This is a genomic window from Streptomyces sp. NPDC050535, assembly GCF_044457665.1.
Classification (GTDB): Bacteria; Actinomycetota; Actinomycetes; order Streptomycetales; family Streptomycetaceae; genus Streptomyces.
Genome location: NZ_JBITHE010000001.1, coordinates 456902 through 471640, shown reverse-complemented (window position 1 = coordinate 471640; position 14739 = coordinate 456902). Strand labels below are relative to the sequence as shown.

The following is a 14739-nucleotide window of genomic DNA, read 5'->3' as shown; positions in this document are numbered from 1 at the left end:
ATCGCGGTGACAGTTCGCTCTCCAGCGTGGCGATGTAGCCGCGCAGTACCGCCGGGCTGATGTCCCGCAGGGCGACGGTGCCCAGTTGAGGCTGAATTACGACGGCCGCTGGGAAGCGCGTGGGGAGAACGAACCGCGTAACACCGGATGAAGCCGAAAGCCCCTGAAAGACGCGTTCACACAGGTCAGAAGTCCACCGGAGTCCTCAACCGCAGGTCAGCGCCCCCAGATAGACAACTTCAACAAGATCTCGTCCTGGGCGGCCATCCTCTTCGCCCCCACACTCGTGGGAACCATCTACGGCATGAACTTCGACAACATGCCGGAGCTCGGCTGGCGCTTCGGATACCCCTTCGCCATCGGCTTGATGGGGGTTTTCTGTGCCAGTTTGTACGTCATCTTCAAGCGGCGGGACTGGCTATGAGCACCCGCTGAGCCCGGGACTCCGTCGGCGACGGGCGATCACCTGGCATTGGGGTCAGTCGGCGGAAGGGTGTACCGAGCCTCGCTCCACGACCGGCATGGGGATCAGGTGACAGTCGGGGCGTCGGTTGCGGTCGAGGAGGAGTTCGATGGAGGTGCGGCCCATGGCTTCGTGGGGCAGTCCGACGGTTGTCAGGCCGGGCCTGAGATAGGAGGCGATCTCGTCGTTGTCGAAGGACACGACCGAGACGTCCTGCGGGACGGAGAGGCCGCGGTCGCCCAGCGCCTGGTACGCACCGAATGCGAGGCGGTCGTTCATGCAGACCAGAGCGCGGATGCCGCCGCGACGTTCCAGGAGGGCGCGGGTCGTGTCGTAGCCCTGGCTGGGTTCCCATTCCCAACATGACTCCTCGGCGGCGAACCGCAGTCCGCGCTCGGCCATCTCCGCGCGGATCCCGGCGATGCGCTGCCCGACGGTCGCCGAGCGGAAGAGGTTCTTCTCGACCTCTTCGTTGTGGCCGATGAGGGCGATCCCGTTCCGGTGGCCGGCGTCGGCGAGGAGTGCGACCGCCGCTCTCCCGCCGCCGAGTTCGTCGGGGAGGACCGAGACGGGGTGCTTCTTGTTGGTGGCGTTGAGCATGACCACGTTGGTCGCCTGCGGGATGTCGGGTACGAAGAGTTCGCGGGCTCGCATCACGGCGAAGATGATGCCGTCGACCTGGCGGTCGAGGACGGCCGCGATCGCCTTGGACTCGCGCGCCGGGTCTCCCCCGGTCTCCAGCACGAGCAGGACGTGGCCGGCCTTCTCCGCGGCGTCCAGCGCTCCCTGGATCAGTCCGCCCGCGAAGCGGGTGGTGGCGACCACGTCGGAAATGAATCCGATGGTGGAGGTCTTGCGGGTCCGCAGACCGCGGGCGGCCACGTTCGGCCGGTAACCGAGCTCAGCGGCGGCGTCGTTGACCCGGGCGTGCGCCTCGGCGGACAGGCGGGTGTCCGGCCTGCCGTTCAGAATCATCGAAGCGGCGGCCGTGGACAGCCCCGCGCGCCGGGCGACATCGGCGAGCGTGACGCGCTTGTCCGGCATGACATCTCTCCTCCGGTGGTCGGCGCGGGCGCGGGTCCGAAGCCAAGCACGCCGCCCGATCCGCTGCGACCTATTCCTTGACAGCATCCATCCCCAGGCTGATTATGGCCATGCTAAAAGGGTTTAGCAAGCGGTTTGGCTCGTTTCGAGTCGGGGCGTACCAGCGCGCCGTGACCGTCGAGATGCCGGAGACGCCCGCCTGCGCCCTGCCAGGCCTCCTTCCACGGACGCGCACACGGACAACGGAGTCTTGTAGATGCCGAACGAGCCGCAGCTTTCCCTTCACGGACGCAGCGCCCCATCACGCACGGTCTGGCGGGCGGCCCTCACGGCCGCCGCCACCGCCGGTGCGCTCACCCTGGCCGGGTGCTCGCCGGGATCACCGGCGGGGAGCCCGACCGGTTCCGGCGATGTGAGCCTGAAGCTCACCTCCGACAAGATCACGATCAGAATCCAGGACGAGACGGGCTTCCCCGTATCCGGCGACCTGGCTGAGGAATTCACCAAGCAGCACCCGAACGTCACCTTCAAAGTCGTTCGTGACAGCTTCGCGAACCTCACCGCGAACGCGCCGCGGCTGATGGCCGGCGCCAACGCACCGGACCTGATCCGTCTGCCGACACTGGGGGACACGGTCAAGGACGGGCTTCTGACGAACCTCGACCCGTACTACAAGGGCTTCGGGTGGGACAAGTTCTCCGCCGGACAGCTGGCTCCGTCCCGGATGAGCAGCAAGGGCGTGCGGGGCGAGGGGTCGCTCTACCAGTTGGGCCTGGGCTACAGCGTCACCGGTATCTACGTGAACCAGGAGTACGCCAAGCGCCTGGGGCTCTCCGGGGCTCCGGCCACGATCGGCGAACTGGAGCAGTGGATGGCCAAAGCCAAGGCCGCGGACATTCTTCCGGTGCAGATCGGTATGCAGGACGGCGTGGGCACGTTCGCGCTGCAGGCACTGATCAACCAGTACGGGAACAAGAGCGACCTGGTCGACTGGATGTTCAACAAGTCGGGCGCCACGTTCGACACGGCCGCCGGCCTCGAGGGCACCACGGCGTTCAAGAAGTGGGCGGACGCCGGGTACTTCCCCTCCGACGTGAACGCGATCAACTACACGACGATGGTGGCCAATTTCCAGGCGGGCAAGGGCCTGCTGATGTTCGACGGGAACTGGGACGCCGCGGGAACAGACAAGGCCATGGGCCACGGAGCCGCCTCCTTCGTGCCCGTGCCGCCCGCCGACGCCGGCGGCAAGTACGTCGCCATGGGCGCCGCGAACTCGTTCTCCATCCCGGCCAAGGCGAAGAACGCCGACGCGGCGGCGTTCTTCCTCAACTGGATCCACACCGACACCAAGGCCCGTCAGATCGTCGTCGACGTCACCGGCGCGTCGCCCGGCGGCGACCCCGCCCAGAAGATGCCGACGGCCAAGGCGGGTTCGCTGATCTCCCAGGCGCTCGACATCTCCGCGAAAGTGGGCTCCGACAACGGTTTCGTGGACTTCATGGCCAACACCACGGCAGGCATCTACGCAGGCGCGTTCCAGCCCTACGAGCAGCGCCTGCTGACCCGCCGCATGGAGCCCAAGGCGTTCGTCGAGGCCATCCAGCAGTACTACGAGAAGGAACTGGCCGGCTCATGAGCGGCGACCTCCGCCGGCGCGGGATCTCGAAGCCGACCACCGCCGCGGTGCCGCGCCCCGGCCAGGTCGCTCGTGCCGCGGGTCCGGGGAATCACCCTCGGCGGCCCGTCCGTGGTGCGGCCCGGCGCAGACTCACCCTGGGCTGGCTCTTCGTCCTGCCCGCGCTGGCCTTCTTCTCCGCTTTCGTGATCTATCCACTGATCACGGCCGTGCAGTACTCGTTCTACGACTGGAACGGCATCGGCGCCTCCACCTGGGTCGGCTTCGCCAACTACACCCGGGTGTTCACCGACCGGGAGCTCCTGATCTCGATCGTCAACGCGCTGATCCTCATCGTCTTCTTCACGGTCATCCCGGTCAGCAGCGGGCTGGTCCTGGCCACCCTGATCCGCACGATGAGGCCCGGCGCGTTCTCCACCACCGCGCGTACGGTCCTGTTCCTTCCCCAGATCATTCCGCTGGTGGCCGCCGGTATCGCCTGGTCATGGATGTACGCGCAGACCGGCACCGTCAACTCCATCCTGGACAGCGTGGGCCTGGGGTTCCTGGCGCGGTCATGGCTGGCGGGCTTCGGGACGGCCCTTCCCGCCGTCGGTCTGATCGGTTCGTGGGTGCTGACAGGGCTGTGCACGATCCTGCTGCTCACCGGCATCGGGAAGATCGACACGTCGCTGTACGAGGCGGTGCGGCTGGACGGCGCGGGCTGGACGCGGGAGTTCGTGACCGTCACCGTTCCGGGGCTGCGGCAGGAGATCGCCGTACTGGTCACCCTCACGGTCATCGCGGCGCTGAGCAGCTTCGACATCATCTACACCACCACCAAGGGCGGCCCGGGGACGAGCACGCTGGTCCCCGGCATCTCGATCTTCCGGCTCGCCTTCACCCAGAGCGAGGTCGGTCTGGCGTCCGCCTTCGGCATCGTCCTGTTGGCGCTCGTCCTCGCGGTGGTACTCCCCATCCAGCTGCTGGCAAAGGAGAGAGTCCGATGATCGTCAACAAGGCCGAGGTGGTCATCGGACGCGTCGTCCTTGTCGTCGTCCTCGTTCTCACCGTGCTGCCGCTCGTCGGCCTCCTCTCCGGCGCGCTACAGCCCGCGGACCGTATTCCCGGCGGGATCTCCTGGCCCGCCGATCCACAGTGGGGCAACTTCGCCGACGCGTTCCGGACGGCACATGTCTGGCAGTTGCTCGGCTCCAGCGCCCTCATCGTCCTTGGCGTGGTACCGCTCAGTCTGGTGATGGCGACGCTGGCCGGCTACGCGCTGGGAAACCTGCGCATCCGCGGCGGCAGGGTCGTGTTCCTCGTGTTCGTGCTGGGGCTGACCATCCCCTTCGAGGCGATCATCATCCCGCTCTACTACCAGATCACCGACATGGGGCTGCTCAACACCCGCTGGGCGATCATCCTTCCGCTGATCGGGCTCTACATGCCGTTCGGCGTCGTGTGGATGCGCGCTCATTTCATCGGAGTGCCCGCCGAGCTGTCCGAGGCGGCCCGCATCGACGGGGCGAGCACCTTCCAGGAGATCCGCCGTATCCAGCTTCCCCTGGCCGCCCCCGCGTTGTCCTCCCTGGCGATCCTGCTGTTCCTGTGGACGTGGAACCAGTTCCTGCTCCCGCTGGTCCTGGTCGACGATCCGGACAAACGCACCATGGCCGGGGCACTCGGGGCGTTCCAGGGCCAGTACCTCAACCAGCTCCCCCTGATGTTCGCCGCCGCGCTGATCATCATGCTGCCCACGATCGTCATCTATGTCATCTTCCAGCGGCAGTTCATCAAGGCCCTGCTCCAAGGGGCCGTCAAGGGCTGACGTCCCGCCCCTCCACTGTCCTCCCCCGCTGTCATCCCACCGGTCGCCCCTGCCGCGAAGCGGCCGACGCCACAAGGACGCCGTATGCCATTTCACCTGGACCACTCCTGGGTGTGGGACTTCTGGTTCGCCGACGACGGCGGCACGTTCCACATGTACTACCTCCACGCGCCCAAGAGCCTCGGGGACCCCGAACTCCGGCACCGCAACGCCCGCATCGGCCACGCCACCTCCACGGATCTGACCGACTGGCAGGACCACGGGCCCGTACTTCACCCCGGACCGGCGGGCGGCTTCGACGAAACCGCCGTCTGGACCGGCAGCGTGCTCCGCGGACCTGACGGGGTCTGGCGGATGTACTACACCGGCGCCCGCTTCGCCGTCGACGGTGGCAACACCCAGGCGATCGGTGTGGCCACCTCCACGGATCTGCACACCTGGGCCAGGCAACCCGGACCCGTCACCGAAGCGGACGACCGCTGGTACGAGAAACTTGGAGATTCGAGCTGGCCGGAAGAGGCATGGCGCGACCCCTGGGTGTTCTCCGACCCGGACGCGCGGGGCTGGCACATGCTGGTGACGGCGCGGGCCAACCACGGCGCTGTCGAGGACCGCGGCGTCATCGCTCACGCCACCTCACCGGACCTGCGCACCTGGACGGTTCAGCCACCGCTCAGCTCGGTGGGGGCGGGCTTCGCCCACCTCGAGGTCCCGCAACTGGCCACCGTGCGGGGCGAGAACGTACTGCTCCTTTCCTGCGACACCCCACGGCTGTCCGCCGCACGGCGAGAGGCGGGGCAGACCGGTGGCGTCTGGAGCGTCCAGGCACCCTCCGCCCTGGGCCCGTACCCCGTGCGGGACGCCCGGCTCGTCGTCGGCGAATCCCTCTACAGCGGCCGTGTCATCGAGGACCGGGCCGGCCGGACGGTGATGCTCGCCTTCGACGCCACGGACGCCGACGGCACATTCCTGGGCTCGGTCTGTGATCCCTTCCCCGTGGGCCGCTCCCCGGATCACCCGGGCATCGTCCCCCTCAGCCTCCCGAGCGAAAGAACTCCCCGATGAACGCGCCCATCGACGGCTTCACGGCCCCCGGATTCGAACGCGTCGCAGACGCCTTCGCCGCGACTTTCACCCGCCATGACGCCATGGGAGCGGCGCTCTGCGTACGGGTGGCGGGCGAAACGGTCCTCGACCTGTGGGGCGGCACCGCGGACGAACGCGAACGCGCCCCCTGGACGAAGGACACCATCAGCGTCATCTTCTCCTGCACCAAAGGCCTCACCTCCATACTCGCGGCCCGTCTCGTGGCGGAAGGCCGTCTCGACTACGGGACACCCGTCGTCGCGTACTGGCCCGAGTTCGGGGCCTCCGGCAAAGACGCGATCACCGTCAGGGATCTCCTCGCCCACAGGTCCGGCCTCGCGGCACCGCGCGACGTCCTCACCCTCGAGGACGCCGTCGAATGGGACCTGGTGACCGGGCGCCTCGCGGCGCAGGAGCCCCTGTGGGAGGTCGGCGAAGGTCACGCCTACCACGCCCTCACTCATGGATGGCTGATCGGCGAGGTCATCCGCCGCGTGACCGGCGCGACGGTCGGCCAGTACTTCGCGGAGCTCGTCGCCGAGCCCCTGCACGCCGATGCGTGGATCGGCCTCCCCCCGGGGGCGCGGCACCGCGTCGCGCACATGCGCGCCGGGCAGACCCTCACCGCCCTGGTGGCTCAGCAGGCCGCCGCGCGACCCTCCGGAGAAATCGACTGGTCGGATCGGTCCATGACCCTCGGGAAGGCGTTTCCCCCGGAACTCGTCGACGACAACGGCGGCTTCAACGACCCCCGGGTGCAGGCGGCGGAACTGCCGGGAGCCGGCGGTATCGCCTCTGCCCGCGCACTGGCCTCGATCTGGTCATCCACCGTGGTGGAAACCGACGGAGTGCGGCTGCTGGATCCCGGCACCGTCCAGGACGCCATCCGGCCTCAGACTGAGGGGACACCCGTGTTCGGAGGACAGGCCCCCTTCCCTCGGTGGGGAATGGGATTCCAACTGCCCTCACTCGCACGGGAATACCTGGGACCCACATCCTTCGGGCACGACGGAGCGGGCGGGCAGGTCGCTTTCGCCGACCCGGCCCACCAGGTCGGATTCGCCTATCTCACCAACATCATGGAAGCAGGCCCGGACCCGCGCGCCACGTCCGTCATCGACGAACTGCGCCGAACGCTTCGCCCGCACTCATGAGAGCCCCGCGGAACCCGCGGGCGGGGGAACGTGAAGTCCGGTGCACGCCACCCGTACGCCCCCGCCGAGCCATGAGCCAGTTGTCGCCGCCCCTCCCAACGTTCCCGTTCGGAGGGGCACATGGCTGGGGACGGGGTCAGTGCTGTGCGAACTGGACCCGCGTCGACTGCACGGCTTCCGGACGCAACGCGATCCCGTCGATGGTCAGCCGTTCTCCGTAGATGTCGGTGAGCCTGATCGCGCCGCCGCACCCGCTGCCGTCGGGGGAGAGGAAGTAGTTGTAGTCGGTGCGGGCCAGTTGGCGCCAGCCGCCGCCGGTGCGGACCTCCAGCCGGGCGAGCGGGTTGCGGTGGCCGATCGCCTGGATGCCGCACCAGTAGGGGCTGGATCCGTTCTTGTAGCGGATCGAGATCGTGTCGGACGTGCTGGGGCTCAACAGGCTCCAGGTGACCGCGATCCGGCCGGTCGAGATGGGGGCCAGTTTGGCGAAGGCCTGTTCGCTGAGGTCGAGTTGCCCCGGTGCACACGGCAGTGGGCATTCGTTGGTGATCCGGACCGTGACGGAGGCGCCGTTCGCCGCGCGGACGAGCACGTGGGCCCCGCATGCCTTGGACGCCTCGTAGTCAGTGGTGTTCATCGCCGCGATCATCATGTCGTCGCTCGGGCCGTACGAGCAGGCGCCGTCCCCCACCCCGGCCTCGTAGACAGTCGCGACTCCCTGGACGGTGCCCTTGGGCCGGATCCGTCCGGCCAGGGACGACGTGGCAGGAGCCGTCCGCGGAGAGGCCGATGACGGCGTCGCCGACGGCGTCGCGGAAGCCTTCGGGGTCGTGGCGCCGGCCGACGGGGAGGCGGAGGCGGCGGAGGGAGAGGCCGTGGCGGAGGGCTTCTTGCTCGGGAGTGCCGGCGGGAGAGTCTCCTGGGAGTCGGCGACGGCCGTGGCCGGGGCCCGCCCGGCTTCCTCGTCGCGGTCTGGTTGCATCGTCATGACCAGGCAGACGAGAAGACCTGTGACGACCAGCCCCGTGGTGGTGCCCACGATCAGCCCGCGTCTGCGCCTGCGCTGCCGCGCGGCCCGGCGTGTTTCTTGCATGTCCATCCGTTCGGAAGAGCGAGTCGGTGTTGCACCACTCAGTGGCCGCGGGTGGCGAAAAGGTTGCCGTCGATCCGCCGGCCGCGTTGAGCCCCGGGGAACCGACGGCCAGGGAGCGTTGGGCGCGATCGCTGTGCCGTCCCTCGCGGGTTCCTCGGGTGTCGGGTTCCGGCGTGGGACCGCCTGCCGGGGCCGCACCCGCGGGTGAAGGTGAAGTGCCGGACCGGGAGGACTCTCGCGGACTCCGCCCGACCCGCACTCCGGCCGTGCCCCTGAGCCCAGCCGCTCTCGTCAGCGGGGTTCCTGGCCGGAGTCGGCTGCGGGGAGGACCAGGCGGAAGGTGCAGCCCCGGCCGGGGGTCGTGTCGAGTTCGAGGCGGCCGCCGTGGCCCTCGGCGATGGTCGCGGCGATGGCCAGGCCGAGGCCGCTGCCGCCGTGGATGCGGGAGCGGGCGGGGTCGGCGCGGTAGAAGCGCTCGAAGACGAGCTCGGCTTCGACGGGTTGAAGGCCCGGCCCTTCGTCCGCCACCTCGATCACGCTGATCGGCAGGCGCTCCGGCAGGGGCGGTGAAGCGGTGGTGCGTCCGGACCGGTCCGTGCCGCCGGTTCCGGGACCCGCCTCGGTCTTGCCGACGCGGACGTGGACGCGGGTGCCCGGTGGAGTGTGGATGCGGGCGTTGGAGAGCAGGTTCTCGAGGATCTGGCGCAACCGGTGCGGGTCGCCGACGGTCTCCGCGACGTCGAGTTCCTCCGCTCCGGTGGGATCGGCCAGGGTGTGCAGCGGGCCGAGGTCGACGGGGTGGGACGCGCTGTGGACGGCGGTCGCGGTGACGGCGTCCGCCGCCAGGGAGAGCAGATCGACCCGTTCCCTCCGGTAGGAGGGTTCCTTGTCCAGGGTGGCGAGCAGTTGGAGGTCGTCGACGAGCAGGCTCATGCGTTCCGCGTTCTGCGCGATGAACCGGTTGGCCTCCCGGAGTTCCTGCGCCGGGCGTCGCTCCGGGCGGAGCGCGAGTTGGGCGTAGCCCTGGATGACGGTGAGCGGGGTGCGCAGTTCGTGCCCCGCGTCGGCGACGAACCGACGCAGCCGGGCCTCGGAGGCCTCGCCGGCCAGCAGCGCCTTCTGGAGGCGGTCGAGCATGGAGTTCAGGACCCGGCCGAGCCGTCCGATCTCGGTGCGCGGATCGGTGTCGGGCAGCCGCAGGTTGACCCGGCCCGCGGTGATGTCCTGGGCGGCGCTTTCCATTCTGGTCAACGGCAACAGGCCCAGCCGGACCACCCACCGGCCCAGGGCGAGCAGGGCGACGATCGTGACGGCCAACAGGACCGCGTTCAGCCACAAGGTCTTCGAGGCCGCGCCGTCGACGGTGTCGAGCGGCAGGGTGACCACCGCGCTCGTCCCCTCCGGGCCGGGGTTGAGCAGCACTCTCCAGCGGCCGTCACCGCTCGTGGCCGGCGCGGTTTCCGGATGCCCGTCCCGCAGGCCGAGGTCCTGTGCGTCCTCAGCCAACCGGGGTCCTGGCTTTGCTTCAGAGCCGAGAGAGTCGTTCAGACGGTGCCCGGAAGCGTCGTAGAAATAGATGTGGAAATCCGAGGGCAGTACGTCCGGGCGGTCCCCCGGCGTCGGGAGTCTGCCGTCGAGGGCGTCGTAGAAGGCCGGTGCCGGTGGGTGGAACTCGACGAGCTGCTCGTCGACGCGCTCCAGCAGCCAGGACCGGAGCACTACGTAGCCGATGGCCTGGGAGGCCAGGACGGCCGCGGTGGCGAGGACGGTGACGGCGAGGACGAGGCGCCGTCTCAGTGATATGGGCGGCCGGGGCAGGAGGTGGGTCACTGCTCCGGTGTCCCTGCGTGGTCGCGGGAGAGACGGAGGCTGTAGCCGACAGCGCGCACGGTCTGGATGAGCGGTGGATCGAAGCAGTCGATCTTCTTGCGCAGATAGCGGACGTACGTCTCGATGATCCGGACATCGCCCTGGAAGTCGTAGCTCCAGACGTGGTCGAGGATCTGGATCTTGCTCACCACCTGTCCGGCGTTCGCCAGGAGGTAGGCCAGGAGCTTGAACTCGGTGGGCGACAGCGCGATGTACTCCCCCGCGCGGTGCACCTCGTGGGCGCCCTCGTCGAGTTCCAGGTCGGCGTAGCTCAGGACGCTCGGCACCGTCTGCGCCGTGATGGCCGGCGCCGTGCGGCGCAGGATGGCCTCGATGCGCAGCAGGACCTCCTCGATGTCGAAGGGTTTGGAGACATAGTCGTCTCCGCCGGCACTCAGGCCGCTGATGCGGTCGTCGGTGCCGGTGCGGGCGGTCAGGAACAGGACCGGACAGTCGTTGCCCGCCGCCCGCAGCCTGCGGGTCACCTCGAAGCCGTCCAGGTCGGGCAGCATCACGTCGAGCAGCACCAGGTGCGGTTCCAGGCGATCGACCTCCAGGAGGGCCGACCGTCCGGTGTCGGTGCTGCTCACCACGTATCCGGTCAGGCGAAGCGTCGCCTCAAGCAGGGTGCGGATGCTGGGCTCGTCCTCGACCACGAGGAGCCGATATCCCGGCCTCGCTGCTGCGGTCTGCTCGGGCATGACGTCTGCTGATCCGTTCTGCCGTCCGACGGCGCTCGGTCCGGGTTACTTGGCGGCGCAGTCGTAGAGCACGTCGCCTCCCCCGAGTCCCATCGCGGCGCCGTCGTTCGTCCGGGAGGACGTGCCGCCGTACGACGACGCCGGAACCTTCGTGCAGTTGTCGGCGATCCAGTCGGAGCGCTGCTCGGTGTATCCGCCTGGCATGCCCGGCCGGCCGCCGCCGTTGGCGTCGGAGCCCAGGACGTAGCGTAGTTCGGCGTCCTTGGTCCACTCCTTCAGCTGGGCCACCGACGGAGCGTTGTCGCTGTTGGTGAAGCCGCCCATGCCGATGACGGTCTCGTCCGTGTGCAGGATGAAGGTGCCGGCGGACATGGCGCCGCCCTCGACGGCGAGCTTGATGCGGGCGTCGGGTGCGTGCTCGACGGCGTACGTCAGGATCTTGCGCTGGTCGGCGGTGAGTTCCGTACCGCCGCCGAAACCGCCGCCCCCGCTCGGGGGACTTCCCGAGCCGGCACCGGGGGGTGACTGCGTGTCGGGGTCCTCCGAGCCCGAGCCTCCGGGTGCACCGGGCATGCCGTTCGTTCCCCCCGTGGGCATGCCGGAGGGCATCCCTGAAGGCATCCCGCCGGACGGGGGTTCACCGGGCCGGCCCGAGGACCCGTCACCGCCGGGGAGGCCCGGCATGTTCGACGGCATCCCGGACGGCATGCCCGACGGAAGGCCTCCCCCGTTCCCGCCCTGCTGGGGCATGCCGCCGCCTCCACCGAAGCCGACGGTCAGTGGTCCGGCCGTCGGGTTGGTGCCGCCCATGCTGGTGGAGCCTGGCACGCTCAACGCCCAGGCTCCCGGGGCCACCAGAACCGACGCCACCGCCGCGCCCACGGCAGCCGCAGGCAATCGGGAGTGCCGTCGTGCCAGCACCAGCAGGACGACGGCGGCGCAGCCCACGAGCAGCACCGGCCACACCAGCCAGCCGTTCCAGTCGGGAACACGGCGGACCAGCACCACCGCCCAGACCACGCTCACCACGACCCCGGCCACGCCGGCCAGTGGCGCCCAACGGAGGCCCGCACGGTGCACGCGGACCAGGGCGGCCGTCAGCCCGCCGCACAACGCGGCGATGGCCGGGGCGAGTTGGGTGGTGTAGTAGGGGTGGAAGATGCCCTGCTGGGTCGAGTACACGGCGGCGCAGACCACCAGCCAGGTTCCCCACAGCAGCCAGCCGGAGGCAGGCAGCAGGGCGGAGGCGGACAGCTTCCCGCGTCGGTGCAGTACCGCCACGACGACGGCGACGGCCAGAGCCAGCGCGCAGAGGGGCAGCAGCCAGCTGATCTGACCACCCACCTGCGTGTCGAACATCCGGGTCAGGCCGGACTCACCGCCGAACCCGCCGGCAAACCCACCGCCACCTCCGCCACCCATTCCCTGGGGTGCTCCGTCACTGGAGCCGAAGACCCGCCCCAGCCCGTTGTAACCGATCACGAGGTCCCAGGCCGAGCCGTCCTCGCTGCCGCCGATGTAGGGGCGGTCGCCCGGCCACAGGGCGACCATGACGACCCACCACAGGGAGGACGCCGCCAGGACGGCTCCCGCGCCCAACAGACGCCGCACTCGCGGTATCCAGGGGCCGCTCGCTCCCACGAGCCAGGCGACGGCGAACGCGGGGACGACCATCCAGGCGGCGAGCATTTTGGTGAGGAATCCGCAGCCGATCAGGAAGCCGCCGGCGCACAGCCACCAGGTCGCGGCCCTGCCCTCCGCCTGCAGCGCGCGGGTGAGCGCGTACGCCGCCGCCACCAGCAGCAGCACCAGCAGCGTGTCGGGGTTGTTGTCCCGGTTGATGGCCACGGTGATGGGCGTGAGGGTGAGGACCAGGGCGGCGACCAGCGCCGCGCCCTCTCCCGCCCAGCGGCGCACGGTGCGGTGCAGCACGAGCACCGCGGCCACTCCTTCGAGCACCTGTGGCAGGAGCAGTGCCCACCCGTGCATCCCGAAGATCTTGCTGCTGATCACCTGAGGCCACAGCGAGGCCGGCGGCTTGTCGACCGTGATCACGCCGGCAGGGTCGAAGGACCCGAAGAGGAAGTTGGTCCAGCTCGTCCCCATCGACTTCACGGCCGCCGAGTAGTAGCTGTTGCCCCATCCCAGGGAACCCAGTGCCCATCCGTACAGGACCGCCGCGAGCGCCAGGACGGCTGCGAGTGCCGCGGGTGCCGCCCAGGCGGGGAGCGGGCGGAGGGACGTACGCCTCCCCGCGAGCGCCGGAACCGCCGGGACGGGCTTGATGTGCGCGTGGTTGCTCATGTCTGGATTCGCTCTCGTCAGCTGGTACGGCTGCGGGGGCCGGCGAAGACGGCCAGCCGCAGGACGGCGAAGCGCACGCCGGTGACGGCGACGGACGCCGCGGCGAGGACCGCGGTCTCGGCGGCCGGTGAGGCGCCGGGATCGAGCCACTTGAACCACAGCACCGCCCCGGAGGTGACCAGGTAGCCGAGGACGAACAGGCCCCCGGCGCCGAGGTGGGCACGGGCGGGCGGGGTGGTGGAGTGCCGGAAGGTGAGGCGCCGGTTCGCCTCGGTGTTGAGGACGGTGAGGACGGACAGCGAGACCAGGTTGGCGACGGCGGGATTCCACCAGCCGCGCGCCAGCCAGTACAGGAGTGCCTGCCCGACCGTGGAGACGACGCCGATCGCGATGAAGCAGCCGACCTCCCACGACAGCACGCCACGTCCCGTGGCCGGTGCGAGGACGGCGTCGGGGTGCTCGGCGGACGGTGCGGGGCGCGGTCGTACGTCGACACGGGCACCGCCGGAAGCCTTGAGACGCGCCATGCGCCACAGGCCCCGCAGGTCGTCCATGGCGGTGCTCACCACGTCCACCCGGGTGTCGACGTCCTCGACCCAGTCGACCGGGACCTCGTGGACGCGCAGTCCGTTGTGCTCGGCGAGCAGGAGCAGTTCGGTGTCGAAGAACCACGCGTCGTCGCGGGTCACCTTCAGCAGCGGCCGGAGTACCTCCGTGCGGGCCGCCTTGAACCCGCACTGGGCGTCGGTGAAGCGGACTCCGTGGGTGAGCCGGACGACACTGTTGTAGGAGCGGGAGATGAACTCGCGGCGCGGACCGCGCAGCGTACGCGCGCCGGGTGCCAGCCGGGAGCCGATCGCGAGATCGGAGTGGCCGCTGGCCAGTGGGGCGACCAGCGGGAGCAGTCCGTCGAGGCCGGTGGACAGGTCCACGTCCATGTACGCCACGATGTCCGCGTCACTGGCGCCCCAGACGGTGCGCAGGGCCAGCCCGCGACCCTTACGGTCCAGGTGGACGACGCCTACCCCGGGCAGTTCGTCGGCCAGTCGGCGGGCGGTGGCGAGGGTCTCGTCGGTGCTGGCGTTGTCGGCGACCGTGATCCGCCAGGGGAAGGGGAAACCCCCGGACAGACGCGCGTGGAGGGTCCGCAGGCACCCGGGCAGGGCGCGTTCCTCGTTGTGGACCGGCACGACGATGTCCACCGTCGCGTTGCCGGCGTCCGGGAGAAGGGAACGGTCGTCGGGCTGGAACGGGGCCGGCCGCTCCAGGCGGACGGCGATTTCGGTGAGGTGGGGGGTGGGAGTCATGGTTTCCTCAGGCATGAGGGGACGGCAGACTGCGGCTGACCGGCACTGGTCCAGGACCGCGGCCCCACTGTTGCCGCCCCGCCTGTGGGGGCGGGGGGAGAACACCGAGAACTGACGGGTAGTCAGATCAGTGGCTGAAAGCACTCCCCCGGTTCATCGCGAGCCCGGCCGCGGCGCGGCGTCGCGGAGTTCACCGGCGCCTCCGACCACGCTGGTCACCCGCGTCTCAAGCCGCGGCCACCCATCCACGCGTGGTCGACGGCGGTGAC

Annotated in this window: 11 protein-coding genes and 1 pseudogene; 6 read left to right on the top strand and 6 right to left on the bottom strand. The window is 69.8% G+C overall.

Features of this window, described 5'->3' with window-relative positions; all coding sequences use genetic code 11:
* Positions 1 to 241 precede the first annotated feature (241 nt).
* Positions 242 to 424, top strand: a pseudogene (locus ACIBLC_RS01950) (CorA family divalent cation transporter); the annotation flags it as partial.
* 54 nt (positions 425 to 478) lie between these two features.
* Here the strand turns inward: ACIBLC_RS01950 and ACIBLC_RS01945 are convergent.
* Positions 479 to 1507, bottom strand: coding sequence for a LacI family DNA-binding transcriptional regulator (locus tag ACIBLC_RS01945; protein ID WP_399208647.1), 1029 nt, complete (start codon positions 1505 to 1507; stop codon positions 479 to 481).
* 256 nt (positions 1508 to 1763) lie between these two features.
* On the opposite strand from ACIBLC_RS01945, the gene ACIBLC_RS01940 reads away from it, so the two are divergent.
* The 5 genes from ACIBLC_RS01940 to ACIBLC_RS01920 all read left to right on the top strand — a co-directional run bounded on the left by ACIBLC_RS01940 (position 1764) and on the right by ACIBLC_RS01920 (position 7196).
* Positions 1764 to 3146 (top strand): ABC transporter substrate-binding protein, encoded by a 1383-nt coding sequence (locus ACIBLC_RS01940; RefSeq protein ID WP_399208646.1) that lies wholly within the window; start codon positions 1764 to 1766, stop codon positions 3144 to 3146.
* On the top strand, positions 3143 to 4135 hold the full coding sequence (locus tag ACIBLC_RS01935) for a carbohydrate ABC transporter permease (RefSeq protein WP_399208645.1): 993 nt from the start codon (positions 3143 to 3145) through the stop codon (positions 4133 to 4135). Before ACIBLC_RS01940 ends, ACIBLC_RS01935 begins: the two co-directional genes overlap by 4 nt.
* Positions 4132 to 4956, top strand: coding sequence for a carbohydrate ABC transporter permease (locus tag ACIBLC_RS01930; RefSeq protein ID WP_399208644.1), 825 nt, complete (start codon positions 4132 to 4134; stop codon positions 4954 to 4956). Before ACIBLC_RS01935 ends, ACIBLC_RS01930 begins: the two co-directional genes overlap by 4 nt.
* Positions 4957 to 5040: 84 nt before the next feature.
* The gene (locus ACIBLC_RS01925) at positions 5041 to 6021 is read left to right on the top strand and encodes a glycosyl hydrolase family 32 (RefSeq protein ID WP_399208643.1); all 981 of its coding nucleotides are present in this window, start codon (positions 5041 to 5043) and stop codon (positions 6019 to 6021) included.
* Positions 6018 to 7196: a serine hydrolase domain-containing protein gene (locus tag ACIBLC_RS01920; RefSeq protein WP_399208642.1), complete on the top strand. Its 1179-nt coding sequence runs from the start codon at positions 6018 to 6020 to the stop codon at positions 7194 to 7196. The genes ACIBLC_RS01925 and ACIBLC_RS01920 overlap by 4 nt, the downstream gene beginning before the upstream one ends.
* Before the next feature lie 136 nt (positions 7197 to 7332).
* Here the strand turns inward: ACIBLC_RS01920 and ACIBLC_RS01915 are convergent, their stop codons facing one another.
* The 5 genes from ACIBLC_RS01915 to ACIBLC_RS01895 form a co-directional block, all read right to left on the bottom strand.
* Positions 7333 to 8289 carry an expansin EXLX1 family cellulose-binding protein gene (locus tag ACIBLC_RS01915; RefSeq protein WP_399208641.1) on the bottom strand — a complete coding sequence of 319 codons (957 nt, stop codon included), beginning with the start codon at positions 8287 to 8289 and terminating at the stop codon, positions 7333 to 7335.
* A gap of 291 nt (positions 8290 to 8580) precedes the next feature.
* Complete coding sequence (locus tag ACIBLC_RS01910) at positions 8581 to 10119, bottom strand: sensor histidine kinase (protein ID WP_399208640.1); 1539 nt, start codon at positions 10117 to 10119, stop codon at positions 8581 to 8583.
* Positions 10116 to 10859, bottom strand: coding sequence for a response regulator transcription factor (locus tag ACIBLC_RS01905; protein ID WP_399208639.1), 744 nt, complete (start codon positions 10857 to 10859; stop codon positions 10116 to 10118). The genes ACIBLC_RS01910 and ACIBLC_RS01905 overlap by 4 nt, the downstream gene beginning before the upstream one ends.
* A gap of 45 nt (positions 10860 to 10904) precedes the next feature.
* The gene (locus tag ACIBLC_RS01900) at positions 10905 to 13163 is read right to left on the bottom strand and encodes a glycosyltransferase family 39 protein (protein ID WP_399208637.1); all 2259 of its coding nucleotides are present in this window, start codon (positions 13161 to 13163) and stop codon (positions 10905 to 10907) included.
* 17 nt (positions 13164 to 13180) lie between these two features.
* Entirely contained in the window at positions 13181 to 14470 is a 1290-nt protein-coding gene (locus ACIBLC_RS01895; RefSeq protein ID WP_399208635.1) for a glycosyltransferase, read from the bottom strand.
* Positions 14471 to 14739 lie beyond the last annotated feature (269 nt).

What these genes read in the sequence shown, in the direction of transcription:
- ACIBLC_RS01945 (WP_399208647.1), bottom strand. Translation starts at nt 1,507, where the DNA reads ATGCCGGACAAGCGCGTCACGCTCGCCGATGTCGCCCGGCGCGCGGGG.
- ACIBLC_RS01940 (WP_399208646.1), top strand. Translation starts at nt 1,764, where the DNA reads ATGCCGAACGAGCCGCAGCTTTCCCTTCACGGACGCAGCGCCCCATCA.
- ACIBLC_RS01935 (WP_399208645.1), top strand. Translation starts at nt 3,143, where the DNA reads ATGAGCGGCGACCTCCGCCGGCGCGGGATCTCGAAGCCGACCACCGCC.
- ACIBLC_RS01930 (WP_399208644.1), top strand. Translation starts at nt 4,132, where the DNA reads ATGATCGTCAACAAGGCCGAGGTGGTCATCGGACGCGTCGTCCTTGTC.
- ACIBLC_RS01925 (WP_399208643.1), top strand. Translation starts at nt 5,041, where the DNA reads ATGCCATTTCACCTGGACCACTCCTGGGTGTGGGACTTCTGGTTCGCC.
- ACIBLC_RS01920 (WP_399208642.1), top strand. Translation starts at nt 6,018, where the DNA reads ATGAACGCGCCCATCGACGGCTTCACGGCCCCCGGATTCGAACGCGTC.
- ACIBLC_RS01915 (WP_399208641.1), bottom strand. Translation starts at nt 8,289, where the DNA reads ATGCAAGAAACACGCCGGGCCGCGCGGCAGCGCAGGCGCAGACGCGGG.
- ACIBLC_RS01905 (WP_399208639.1), bottom strand. Translation starts at nt 10,859, where the DNA reads ATGCCCGAGCAGACCGCAGCAGCGAGGCCGGGATATCGGCTCCTCGTG.
- ACIBLC_RS01900 (WP_399208637.1), bottom strand. Translation starts at nt 13,163, where the DNA reads ATGAGCAACCACGCGCACATCAAGCCCGTCCCGGCGGTTCCGGCGCTC.
- ACIBLC_RS01895 (WP_399208635.1), bottom strand. Translation starts at nt 14,470, where the DNA reads ATGACTCCCACCCCCCACCTCACCGAAATCGCCGTCCGCCTGGAGCGG.